Annotated in this window: 13 protein-coding genes; 7 read left to right on the top strand and 6 right to left on the bottom strand. The window is 64.1% G+C overall.

Translation table 11 applies throughout. The features are described 5' to 3' along the window. Window positions 1-56 precede the first annotated feature (56 nt). The 5 genes from JG746_RS15845 (at window position 57) to JG746_RS15825 (ending at window position 4,873) form a co-directional block, all read left to right on the top strand. On the top strand, window positions 57-770 hold the full coding sequence (locus tag JG746_RS15845) for a M15 family metallopeptidase (protein WP_446721200.1): 714 nt from the start codon (window positions 57-59) through the stop codon (window positions 768-770). A gap of 208 nt (window positions 771-978) precedes the next feature. Beyond that, a complete protein-coding gene (locus tag JG746_RS15840; RefSeq protein ID WP_202358976.1) occupies window positions 979-2,007 on the top strand; it encodes a sulfate ABC transporter substrate-binding protein in 1,029 nt (342 codons plus the stop codon). An 83-nt stretch (window positions 2,008-2,090) separates the two neighbouring features. Then, on the top strand, window positions 2,091-2,942 hold the full coding sequence (cysT, locus tag JG746_RS15835; RefSeq protein ID WP_202358975.1) for a sulfate ABC transporter permease subunit CysT: 852 nt from the start codon (window positions 2,091-2,093) through the stop codon (window positions 2,940-2,942). After that, window positions 2,935-3,819 carry a sulfate ABC transporter permease subunit CysW gene (gene cysW, locus JG746_RS15830; protein ID WP_202358974.1) on the top strand — a complete coding sequence of 295 codons (885 nt, stop codon included), beginning with the start codon at window positions 2,935-2,937 and terminating at the stop codon, window positions 3,817-3,819. The genes cysT and cysW overlap by 8 nt, the downstream gene beginning before the upstream one ends. 13 nt (window positions 3,820-3,832) lie before the next feature. Beyond that, complete coding sequence (locus JG746_RS15825; protein ID WP_010910344.1) at window positions 3,833-4,873, top strand: sulfate/molybdate ABC transporter ATP-binding protein; 1,041 nt, start codon at window positions 3,833-3,835, stop codon at window positions 4,871-4,873. 14 nt (window positions 4,874-4,887) lie between these two features. On the opposite strand, the gene JG746_RS15820 is transcribed toward JG746_RS15825, so the two are convergent. Both JG746_RS15820 and JG746_RS15815 read right to left on the bottom strand, forming a co-directional pair. Then, on the bottom strand, window positions 4,888-5,286 hold the full coding sequence (locus tag JG746_RS15820) for a type II toxin-antitoxin system VapC family toxin (protein ID WP_202358973.1): 399 nt from the start codon (window positions 5,284-5,286) through the stop codon (window positions 4,888-4,890). After that, a complete protein-coding gene (locus JG746_RS15815; protein ID WP_202358972.1) occupies window positions 5,286-5,561 on the bottom strand; it encodes an antitoxin in 276 nt (91 codons plus the stop codon). Before JG746_RS15815 ends, JG746_RS15820 begins: the two co-directional genes overlap by 1 nt. Window positions 5,562-5,783: 222 nt before the next feature. Here JG746_RS15815 and JG746_RS15810 point away from each other — a divergent pair, with 222 nt between their 5' ends. Both JG746_RS15810 and JG746_RS15805 read left to right on the top strand, forming a co-directional pair. Beyond that, window positions 5,784-6,770 (top strand): sulfate ABC transporter substrate-binding protein, encoded by a 987-nt coding sequence (locus tag JG746_RS15810; RefSeq protein ID WP_202358971.1) that lies wholly within the window; start codon window positions 5,784-5,786, stop codon window positions 6,768-6,770. 248 nt (window positions 6,771-7,018) lie between these two features. Next, complete coding sequence (locus JG746_RS15805; RefSeq protein ID WP_010910348.1) at window positions 7,019-7,468, top strand: RrF2 family transcriptional regulator; 450 nt, start codon at window positions 7,019-7,021, stop codon at window positions 7,466-7,468. Between the two features lie 82 nt (window positions 7,469-7,550). On the opposite strand, the gene JG746_RS15800 is transcribed toward JG746_RS15805, so the two are convergent. From JG746_RS15800 to JG746_RS15785, 4 genes are read right to left on the bottom strand one after another with little or no spacing between them, the layout of a single operon-like run. After that, a complete protein-coding gene (locus JG746_RS15800; protein ID WP_202358970.1) occupies window positions 7,551-8,099 on the bottom strand; it encodes a gluconokinase in 549 nt (182 codons plus the stop codon). 2 nt (window positions 8,100-8,101) lie between these two features. Next, on the bottom strand, window positions 8,102-9,088 hold the full coding sequence (locus JG746_RS15795) for an ABC transporter permease (RefSeq protein ID WP_202359381.1): 987 nt from the start codon (window positions 9,086-9,088) through the stop codon (window positions 8,102-8,104). Window positions 9,089-9,102: 14 nt separating this feature from the next. Continuing rightward, window positions 9,103-10,083, bottom strand: a complete 981-nt coding sequence (locus tag JG746_RS15790) for an ABC transporter permease (protein WP_202358969.1) — start codon at window positions 10,081-10,083, stop codon at window positions 9,103-9,105. Next, window positions 10,080-11,627, bottom strand: coding sequence for a sugar ABC transporter ATP-binding protein (locus tag JG746_RS15785; RefSeq protein ID WP_202358968.1), 1,548 nt, complete (start codon window positions 11,625-11,627; stop codon window positions 10,080-10,082). Before JG746_RS15785 ends, JG746_RS15790 begins: the two co-directional genes overlap by 4 nt. Window positions 11,628-11,650: the final 23 nt, after the last annotated feature.

Here is an 11,650-nt window from a genome sequence, read left to right as displayed (position 1 = left end):
GTGCGAGGCCTCCCTCTCTGGCCTGCAGGGCAGGGAGTGGGGCCTCGCACCGACTTGTGTTGGGAGCATTCTTCACAGCGCTTGCGTCAGCAATCGCGAGCCCTCTCCCTGCACGTGCCGACCCTCTCCCCGCCGGCTTCGTCCGCCTCGCCGATATCGCCCCGTCGATCCGCCAGGACATCCGCTACGCCGGCGCCGGCAATTTCCTGCACCGCAAGGTGAACGGCTACGACGCACCGGTCTGCATTCTCACTTTGCAGGCCGCGCAAGCTCTTGCCGGCGTCCAGCAGGCAATCGCCGCGAAGGGCCTGATACTGGTCGTCTTCGACTGCTACCGCCCCGCCCGCGCCGTGGCCGACATGGGAGACTGGACGCGAGAGGGCGGACCGTCCGATCCGCAATGGTATCCCAGAGTTCGGCGTGGCGACCTCATCGCCAAGGGTTATGTCGGTGAACTGTCGACCCATTCGCGCGGCTCGACCGTCGATGTCGCGATTGCGCGGGCCGACCGCCCATCCGCCGCCAAACCGGCCTGCGGCGCCGTCAACGCCGACACGCTCGACTTCGGCACCGGTTTCGACTGTTTCGACCCGATGAGCGAGACGGCGCACCGCCCGCTCGGCAATGAAGCGACGGCGAACCGCAAGCTGCTTGTCGAGGCCATGCGTGCCGGCGGATTCAAGAATTATGCACGCGAATGGTGGCATTTTACCCTTGGGCATGAGCCCTTTCCCACCCAGCGCTTCGATTTCCCGGTGAGCGCCGAGTAATTGCCGAACCTGCCCCAAGCGACCTTGCCTCGGCATCGCACGTTCCTAGATAGACCTCGAATCCGCGCTTGGCACCTGCGAGGAAAATATTTCCTCATGCAGCGGAAGATCATCGAAGATTTTCTTCAGGAGGGCAAAAAAGGCAACATTCGATGCATCTAATTTCTATCAATTCGCTAGATTTGGCGCGGGTTCAACGGAGGCAGAAATGACCAAACCTCATTTCCGGAAACTGCTCGGCGCACTGGTCGCCACATCTGTCCAGTTCGGCACGCTCGGTTTCGCGTTCGCCGACACCACCATCCTCAACGTGTCCTACGATCCGACACGTGAGCTCTACAAGGCCTATGACGAGGCCTTCGCCGCGCACTGGAAGGCCGAGACCGGCGAGACGGTGACGATCCAGCAGTCGCATGGCGGATCGGGCGCCCAGGCGCGCGCCGTGATCGACGGCCTTGACGCCGACGTGGTGACGCTGGCGCTCGAGGGCGACATCAACGCCATCGTCTCGAAATCGAAGAAGATCAATCCCGACTGGCGCAAGAAATTCGAAAACAATTCAGCGCCTTACACCTCGACCATCATCTTCCTGGTCCGCAAGGGCAATCCCAAGGGCATCCACGACTGGAGCGACCTCGTCAAGGACGGCACCCAGGTGATCACGCCCAACCCGAAGACCTCCGGCGGCGCGCGCTGGAACTATCTGGCGGCCTGGGCCTACGCCAACGCCAATGACGGCGGCGACGAGGCCAAGACCAAGGAATTCGTCGGCAAGCTCTACGCCAATGCCCCGGTTCTCGACACCGGTGCGCGCGGCTCGACCGTCACCTTCGCGCAAAAGGGCATCGGCGACGTGCTGATCGGCTGGGAAAACGACGCCTATCTGGCCCTCGACGAATTCGGCGCCGACAATTTCGAGATCGTCTATCCGCCGACATCGATCCTGGCCGAACCGCCGGTGGCCATCGTCGACGCCAATGTCGACGCCAAAGGCACGCGCAAGGTGGCCGAGGCCTATCTCGGTTGGCTCTATTCCAAGGAAGGCCAGACGATCATCGCCAAGAACCACTATCGCCCGGCCAAGCCTGAACTGGTGGCGCCGGCGGATCTGCCCAAGACCCCCGACATCAAGCTGATCTCCATCGACGATCCGCTTTTCGGCGGCTGGAAGAAGGCCCAGCCTTATCATTTCGGCGACGGTGGTATATTCGACCAGATCTACAAGCCGGCCCAGTGAGGTTGGGCAGTGCCTGAAGAAGCCAGCGAATGGGCTTCTTCAGCGACAATCTGGTTGAGTAAGAAGGGACGATCCAGAATTCCATGAGCACAGCACCCGCGCAGGCGGGGTGGCGATTCAGGCAGCCGAGTGTCATTCCGGGTTTCGGATTGACGCTCGGCTTCTCGCTTGCCTACCTCACCCTCATCATCCTCATTCCGTTGTCCGGGCTGATCTGGCGCTCGGCCTCGCTCGGCTGGGCTGACTTCTGGGCGATCGCCAGCGACCGGCGCACCATCAACGCGCTGGAAATCAGCTTCGGCACCGCCTTCCTCGCGGCGGCCGTCAATGTCGTCTTCGGCACACTCGTCGCCTGGGTGCTGGTGCGCTACCGCTTTCCCGGCCGTCGCATCGTCGATGCCATGGTCGACCTGCCCTTCGCCCTGCCGACCGCGGTGGCCGGCATTGCGCTGACCACGCTCTATGCGCCGAACGGCTGGATCGGCAAATTGCTGATGCCGCTCGGCATCAAGGTCGCCTATACGCCGCTCGGCATCGTCGTGGCACTCGTTTTCATCGGCCTGCCCTTCGTCGTGCGCACCGTGCAGCCGATCATGGAGGAGATCGACAAGGAGGTGGAGGAAGCCGCGGCCACGCTTGGCGCCAGTCGCTTCCAGATCATCACCCGCGTGCTGTTTCCGGGCCTGGCGCCGGCCATCATCACCGGCTTCTCGCTGGCCTTTGCGCGCGGCGTCGGCGAATACGGCTCGGTCATCTTCATTGCCGGCAACCTGCCTTATAAATCGGAGATCGCACCGCTTCTGATCGTCATCCGGTTGGAGGAATACAATTACCCGGCGGCGACCGCGATCGCGGCGATCATGCTTGCCTTGTCGTTCGTCATGCTTCTGGTCGTCAATCTCGTGCAGACATGGAGCCGCAAGCGCTATGGCTGATCCTGAAATCAAATCCTACGAACCGTACCATGAGAGCCGGTCGGCGGCGGTGACCGAAAGCCGTCCCGCACAAGCCGTGCTGATGGCCATCGCTTTTGTCTTCCTCGGCGTCTTCCTGCTTTTGCCGCTGATCATCGTCTTCCATGAGGCGTTGGCGAAAGGCGTCGGCGCCTATACGCAGGCGCTGGGCGAACCGGACGCACGCTCGGCCATCCACCTGACGCTGCTTGTCGCCGCGATCTCGGTGCCGCTCAATGTCGTCTTCGGCATTTCCGCCGCCTGGGCCATCGCCAAGTTCGAATTCAAGGGCAAGGCGTTCCTGACCACGCTGATCGACCTGCCCTTCTCGGTCTCGCCGGTCATCTCCGGCCTGGTCTATGTGCTGCTGTTCGGCGCGCAAGGCTTGCTCGGCGACTGGCTGAAGGGGCACGGCATCCAGATCCTGTTCGCGGTCCCCGGCATTGTGCTGGCCACCGTCTTCGTCACCTTCCCCTTCGTCGCCCGCGAACTGATCCCGCTGATGCAGGAACAGGGTAATGGCGACGAGGAAGCAGCGCTTTCGCTCGGCGCCAATGGCTGGCAGACCTTCTGGTATGTGACGCTGCCCAACGTCAAATGGGGCCTGCTCTACGGCGTGCTGCTGTGCAACGCGCGCGCCATGGGCGAATTCGGCGCGGTGTCGGTGGTGTCGGGCCATATCAGGGGCCTTACCAACACCATGCCGCTGCATGTCGAAATCCTCTACAACGAGTACAACGCGGTCGGCGCTTTCGCCGTCGCCTCATTGCTTGCCGGGCTGGCGCTCGTCACGCTGGTCTTGAAAACACTGCTCGAGATGCGCTACGGCGCCGAGCTTGCCGCGACGCGCGGACACTGACAGAGGGATTTGTATGGAAGTTCGCGTTGCCAATGTGCGCAAGGAGTTCGAGCGGTTTCCGGCGCTCCACGACGTGTCGCTCGACATCAAGTCGGGCGAACTGATCGCCTTGCTGGGGCCGTCCGGTTCCGGCAAGACGACGCTGCTCAGGCTGATCGCCGGGCTGGAGCGGCCGACGCGCGGCAAGATCTTCTTCGGCGACGAGGATGCTTCGCAGAAGTCGATCCAGGAGCGCAATGTCGGCTTCGTCTTCCAGCATTATGCGCTGTTCCGGCACATGACCGTGGCCGACAATATCGGCTTCGGCCTGAAAGTCCGGCATGGGTCCTCGCGGCCGCCGGCGCAGGAAATACGCCGCCGCGCCTCCGAGCTTCTCGATCTCGTCCAGCTTTCGGGGTTGGAGAAACGCTATCCGGCGCAGCTCTCGGGCGGCCAGCGGCAGCGTGTCGCGCTGGCGCGCGCCATGGCCATCGAACCCAAGGTGCTGCTGCTCGACGAACCGTTCGGTGCGCTCGACGCTCAGGTGCGCCGGGAACTGCGCCGCTGGCTGCGCGAGATCCATGACCGCACCGGCCACACCACCGTCTTCGTCACCCATGACCAGGAAGAGGCGCTGGAGCTTGCCGACCGCGTCGTGGTGATGAGCCAGGGCCGCATCGAGCAGGTCGGCACCGCCGACGATATATACGACACGCCGAACTCGCCTTTCGTCTACGGCTTCATCGGTGAATCGAGCTCGCTTCCCGTCAAGGTCGAGAATGGCGAGATCTGGCTCGCCGATCGCCCGATCGGGCTGTCGGCGCCGCATGCGCCCGAGGGCGAGGCGACGCTCTATTTCCGCCCGCACGATGTCGAACTGCTCGACGGCTGCAGCGGCTGCATCGCCGGCACGGTCGCCGCCAGCCGCCGCGTCGCGGGAACACGGCGCGTCGAACTCGAGATCGGCGGCGAGCGCCAGCGGGTCGAGATTGAGCTGCCGGTCGGCCATCCCGCCGCGCAGAAAAGCCGGGTGGCGTTCCGCCCGGGGCGTTGGAAGCTGTTTCCGGCGGCCTGATCTCGAGGTCGGCGCTATTCCAGCCAGTTCTCGACCTTCAGCTTCCGTATCCGGGTGAACTCCCCGATGCTGGCCGTCACCAAAATGGCGCCTAACACGCAGGCGTGAGCGGCAATAAAAAGGTCATTGTGGCCAATGGGTTGGCCAACGGCCTCCAGCTCGGTGCGAAGCGCGCCGTACTCGGCGTCCACCGGCACATCGAGCGGCAAGACAGGGATTTCAGCCAGCAGGTCCTCGACCTTCTTGAGCAGCTTGGCCGAGCCTTTCCTGGCGCAGCCATACCGCAATTCAGAGGCGACGACGATGCTGGTACACACAGCGGCGTCTCCCTCGCGCACCATTGCACTGGCAGCCTTGCCAGCCGGGTTCCGGATCATGTCGCTGATGATGTTCGTATCCAGCATGAACCGCATCAAAAAATGTCCTCGGCTTCGACAGGCGCATCGTCGATCTCGGGAAAGTCGTCCTCAGGACCAAGCGGCGCCTCTTTCGCCCATTGGGCGAGCAGCGCGGCAAGGCCGGGTTTGCGGACCGGCTCAATGATCAGGCGGCCGCCTTCACGGCTGATCAGAACCTTGTCGCCAGGGAGCTCGAATTCGACAGGAATGCGCACCGCCTGGCTGCGGTTGTTGCGGAACAGTTTCGCCTCCTTCGGTGGCGGCGTTGCTGTGTGGCGATGCTGGGGCATGACTGCCTCCGTTTGTATATGCCATATGTATATGCCAAACAGCAGCTCCCGGCAAGCGACAGCAAAACGCAGGCCGAAGTCTGGAACAGAATTCTAAGGAACCGTAGTGTTGGCCATATCTTTTCTCGTGGCAAGGTCGCGGAGCCATCCCCCATACCTCGCCCCGCCCCCTGCGCCACGGCTATGGTCGAGCCATAACGCATTGCATCCGGAGCCTTTTTCATGAAGCGATTTTTCCTCGGCGTTGCCACTGTTGCCGGCCTGGTCCTCGCATCCTCCCAAGCCTGGTCGGCCGACAAGCTGCTCAACGCCTCCTACGACGTCGGCCGCGAACTGTTCGTCCAGGTCAACAAGGCCTTCGTCGCCGGCCATCCAGGCGTCACCGTCGACCAGTCGCATGCCGGCACCTCGGCGCAGGCGCGCGCCATCGCCGAGGGCCTTGGTGCCGATGTCGTCACCTTCAACCAGGTCACCGACATCGATTTCCTGGTCAAGAAAGGGCTCGTCTCCGCCGACTGGCAGAAGGACTTTCCCGACAACGCCTCGCCCTTCTATTCGCTGCCTTCGTTCCTCGTCCGCGCCGGCAACCCCAAGCACATCAAGGACTGGAACGATCTGGTGCGCGACGACGTGCAGGTGATCTTCCCCAATCCGAAAACCTCGGGCAATGCGCGCTACACCTATCTGGCGGCCACCGCCTACGCCAAGGAGGCCTTCAAGGGCGACGACGCCAAGGTGAAGGAGTTCATCACCAAGCTGTTCAACAACGTGCCGATCTTCGACACGGGCGGACGTGCGGCGACCACCACCTTCGTGCAGCGCGAGATCGGCGACGTGCTGATCACCTTCGAATCCGAGACGCGCGGCATCCGCAAGGAGTATGGCGACGACAAGTTCGAGCAGGTCACGCCCTCGGTCAGCCTGCTCGCCGAATTCCCGGTGGCGATCGTCGACAAGGTCGCTGACCAGCACGGCACGCGCGATCTGGCCAAGACCTATCTCGACTTCCTCTACACGCCGGAAGGCCAGGAAATCCTTGCCCAGAACGGCAACCGGGTGCGTGACGCAGCCGTCGCCGCCAAACACAAGGCCGACTTCCCGGAGGTGCGCCTGCTGACAGTGGAAGATGTCTTCGGCGGCTGGGACAAGATCCAGAAAGAGCATTTCGCCGCCGGCGGCCTGCTCGACCAGGCCTATGGCAGCCGCTGACGGCTACAGTACGCAAGAACAGATGCGGGAAAGCCGGCAACAAGCCGACTTTCTTCGTTTTTGCCATCCGCCAGGGCGAATGCGACGCCCTACCGGCAAAACGTTACAAAGAATCAACGCGTTTGTGCCTAACGTGCCACTTGGCGTCTTGTGTCGCGAAACGCCACCGCGTGGCGAAACCGTCATCATTTGCACACAAACAGCCGCCAGATGCGGGGTGGTTGGGGCTTTAACGGGTTGACTCGGGCATGCTGACAAAAAAAGGCAAATACGGCCTCAAGGCCCTCGTGCATCTTTCCAGTCTTCCGGTTGGCCAACTGGCCTTCGTCAACGACATCGCGGTCGCCAACAACATCCCGAAGAAATTCCTCGACGCCATCCTGGGCGAATTGCGCAATGCAGGCTTCGTCCAGAGCCGCAAGGGCAAGGAGGGCGGCTATCGCCTCGCCCGCCCGGCCTCCGAGATCAAGATCGGCCATGTCGTGCGCGTGCTGGACGGGCCGCTGGCGCCGATCCCGTGCGCCAGCCGCACGCAATACCAGCGCTGCGAGGATTGCGACGAGGCGACCTGCCAGGTCCGGCATATGATGCTGGAAGTCCGCCAGGCTATCGCCGAGGTGCTCGATAACAGAAGCCTCGCCGCCATGCGCGATGCCGACAACGACGATTTCCCGGTCGAGTTGTCGTCGCAGATTTAGATCGACGGCCGGCGGGCGGCGTTGGTCATCGTAAGATTCCATGATCGCGCAGGACGATGCCGTGGCAGCCAACGATGCCGGCTCATGTCCCGGTCAGCAGATGCATTGCTTCCGCGAGGACATCCGCGACAGGGCGCGTCGCGTCGATCGTCAGCGCCCGCTCATCCTTCCCCGGCGGCTCGAGAATGGCGAACTGGCTGTCGACCAGGCTTGCCGGCATGAAATGGCCCTTCCGGCTGGCGACCCGCTGACGCGCCGTCGCCGGGTCGATTTCCAGATAGAGGAAGACGATGTCCGGGCAAAAGCCGCGCAGGCGTTCGCGATAGCTGCGCTTCAGCGCCGAGCAGGCCGCGACCACGCCCTGCCCTTCGCGGACCGACGCCGCGATACGCTCCCCGATCGCATCGAGCCAGCCTTCGCGCAACTGGTCGGTAAGCGGCTCGCCGCTCGCCATGCGCGCCACATTCTCCGGCGGATGCAGCCTGTCGCCTTCGATAAAGACGGCATCCAGCGCGGCCGCCAGCGCGATGCCGACAGCCGACTTGCCGCAACCGGCGACGCCCATCACCACGATCGCCGGAGGCGCGGAGCCGGGAGCGCCCGCCGGCGCCTGTACTGTTTCTCCGTCCATCGTCAGCGGCTTGCCGGCGCGCGGCCGTAGAGCAGGAGCATCGCAACAATGACGACGCCATAGATGATCTGCCGCCCCGCCTCCGGCATCTGCATGACCGACAGGATGGATTGCAAGAGCGTGATCAGGATGACGCCGGCGACGGTGCCGAGATAGGACCCACGCCCGCCGAGGATCGAGGTGCCGCCAAGCACCACCGCGGCGATCGATGGCAGGAGATAGGCATCGCCCATCGACTGCGCGGCCTTCGAGGCATAGCCGGCCAGAAGCACGCCGCCGAAGGCCGAAAGCCCGCCCGAGACGGCGAAGGCGATCATCACCACGCGCCTTGTGTCGATGCCCGAGAGATAGGCCGCGCGCTCGCGGTTGCCGATGCCGTAGACGGTGCGGCCGAAGCCGGTGCGGGTCAGCACGAACACCATCGCGGCCCCGATCAGCGCCCAGATGATGACGGCGTTGGGCACGCCCGGAATGGCGAACCCTGTGGCCAGGTAACGCATGGCGCCCGTGGCCGAATCCTGGGGCGAGAAGCCGCCAGTGTAGACCACCATCAGCCCTTGCGCGACGGCGTTGGTGGCAAGCGTGATGATCATCGAGGGAATGCGCAGATAGGCGACGCCGATGCCGTTGACGACGCCGATCAGCACACCGCAGAAGATGCCGAACGGAATGGCGAGCGCCACCCCGGCCGGACCGTACGCCGCCGCGGCGCAAGCCATCATGGCGCCCGCCGCGACCGACCACGGCACCGACAGGTCAATCTGGCCAAGCAGGATGACCAGCATCATGCCGGTGGCGATGACGCCGAGGAACGAGGCGACCTTCAGCTGCTGCAGCAGATATTCAGGCGACAGGAAGCTTCTGGAATAGAGGCTGCCGAGGAACAGCAACAGCACGATGCAGGCGAAGGCGGTCAGCACCGCCGGGTCGGCGCGGCGGATGAATTTCGGCATGCGGCCGGCAATGCCGCCGTCGCTCTTCCCAACCATCGGCGTCGTTTCGCTCACAGGAACCACTCCAGCCGGTTGCGGACCCGAAACAGGGCGAAGGCGCCGAGGCTGACCGCGATCAGCAGGATAACGCCCTGGAACAAAGGCTGCCAGAGCGGATCGAAATCGAACACGAACAACAAATCGCCGATGGTGCGGAAGGCGAGTGCGCCGAAGATGGCGCCGATGGCGCTGCCCTTTCCGCCGAACAGCGAGACACCGCCCAGCACGACGGCGGCGATCGAGAACAGCGTGTAGGCGTTGCCGCTGGCATAGGCCGCGTCGCCCGTATAGGTGAAGAAGGTCAGGAACAGCCCGCCGATCGCGGCCAGCAGCCCGGCCAGCGTGTAGGCGGCGAACTTGCCGCGCCTGATCGGCACGCCCGACATATAGGCCGCCGTCTCCGACGATCCCGCCGCGTAGGCAGCGCGGCCAAGCACCGAGCGGCTGAAAGGCACCCAGATCACCAGCACGATGGCGAACAGCACGACGAGGCTTGCCGGCACGACGTCGAAGACACGCCCGGTCATCGCATCGGCCAGATCTTCATTGACCGAGCCGCCCGGGAAGGGCCGCAGCAAAAGGCCGATGCCGTAATAGACGGCCCCGGTGGCGATGGTGGCGACGATCGGCTGCAGCCGGCCGTAGATGACGATGGCGCCGTTGATGGCGCCGCACAGGAGACCGACCGCCAGCACGGCGATGACGCCGAGCGTCGTCTGCATGGGCGTGCCCACCACCAGCCAGGAGGCCAGGCAGTTGGTGAGGAGAAAGATCATGCCGACTGACAGGTCGATGCCGGCGGTGATCACCACCAGCGTCTGCGCCATGGCCACGAAGGCGAGCAGCACGCCCTTGTTCGCCGCCGTCTGCACCACATTGGCGGTGAAGCCGGCAGGGTGGTTCGAGGTGTAGATGATGAACATGACGATGAAGATGCCGAGCGCCAGCAGCGTTCCGCGTTGCTCTGCCAGCCAGTAGCGCCAATCCTTCACGCGCTTGCTCCCAGGCCCACCGGGCTCTCCTCGCCATGGATGTTGAGCGCGCTCGCAATCAGCGCCCGCTCGGTGATCTCGGCCCCGACCAGCTCGCGTTTGACCGCGCCGTCGTAAAGCACCAGCACGCGGTCGCAGCAGCCGATCAGCTCGTCATAATCGGTCGAATAGAACAGGATCGCCGCACCGGCGTCCGCCAGCTTGCGCATCAGCTGGTAAAGCTCCTGCTTGGTGCCGACATCGATGCCGCGCGTCGGATCGTTGAGCAGGATGATGCGTGGCTGGCGCATCAGCCATTTGGCGATGACCACCTTCTGCTGGTTGCCGCCCGACAGCGCGCCGACCGGAATGTCGAGGCCTGCCGTCTTGATCGCCAGCAGGCCGACCATGTCGTCGATCAGCCGCTGCTCGGCGGCGCGGTCGATGATGCCGCCCCGGGACAGCCGGTCGAGCGCGGCGAAGGACAGGTTCTCGCGCACCGTCATCGGCAGCATGAGGCCTTCGGTCTTGCGGTCTTCGGGGATGAGCGCCATGCCGATGGCATCCTCGCGGGCCGCCGCCGGACTTTTGATCGCCACCGGCTTGCCATCGATCAGCACCTCGCCGGAAAGGCCGCGCAGCACGCCGAAGAAGGCGAGCAGCAATTCGCGCTGGCCCTGGCCGTCGAGACCGCCGAGGCCGACCACCTCGCCTGCCCTGACGGTCAGCGAGATGTTGTGCAGCCGGTCGGTCCACGAGAGCTTGCGGGCCTCGAGCCTGGGTGCGGCTGCAGCCGGCACGGACGTCGGCTTGGGCGGGAAGATGTGACTGTATTCACGGCCGATCATCAGTTCGACCACCTCATTGTCGCTCTTCGAACCGGCCTTGTAGCTGGCGACATTGCGGCCGTTGCGGAACACCGTGCACTGATCGGCAAGCTCGGCGATCTCATTCATGCGGTGCGAGATGTAGAGCAGCGCCAACCCTTCCGAGCGCAACCGTTTCAGGACACCAAAGATCTTGGAGACATCAGCCGCCGTCAGCGCCGAGGTCGCCTCGTCGAGGATCAGGATCCGCGGCTTTCTGGCCAGCGCCTTGGCGATCTCGACCATCTGCCTTCTTGAAAGGGGAAGATCCTTGACCAGCGCCAGCGGATGGATGTCAGCGGCTCCTGCGCGCGCCAATGCCTCCTCCGCGATGCGCCGTTGCGCCTTGCGGTCGATCATACCGAAGCGCTTGGGCGGATCTGATATGACGATGTTGTCGGCGACGCTGAGATCTGGAACCAGCGACAGCTCCTGGAAGATGCAGACGATCCCGGCCTTGTTGGCCGCGGCCGGCGACAGGAAGGTCGCCTCCCGGCCGTCCAGCGTCATGCGGCCCTCGTCGGGCGCCACGACACCGGCCATGACCTTGATCAGCGTCGACTTGCCGGCACCGTTTTCGCCAAGGATGGCGTGGATGCTGCCGGATGTGACGACAAGCTCCGCCTTTTCCAGGGCTCGCACGCCACCATAGCGCTTGGATATGCCTTCCATCTGGAAGAGCGGAACCGCACTGTCCATCGGCCCTCCCCGGGGCGCTTTGA

The sequence above is a fragment of the Mesorhizobium sp. 113-3-3 genome (assembly GCF_016756495.1).
Lineage (GTDB): Bacteria > Pseudomonadota > Alphaproteobacteria > Rhizobiales > Rhizobiaceae > Mesorhizobium.
The sequence above is the reverse complement of the archived record's forward strand: the minus strand, read 5'-3'. Positions and strand labels throughout refer to the sequence as shown.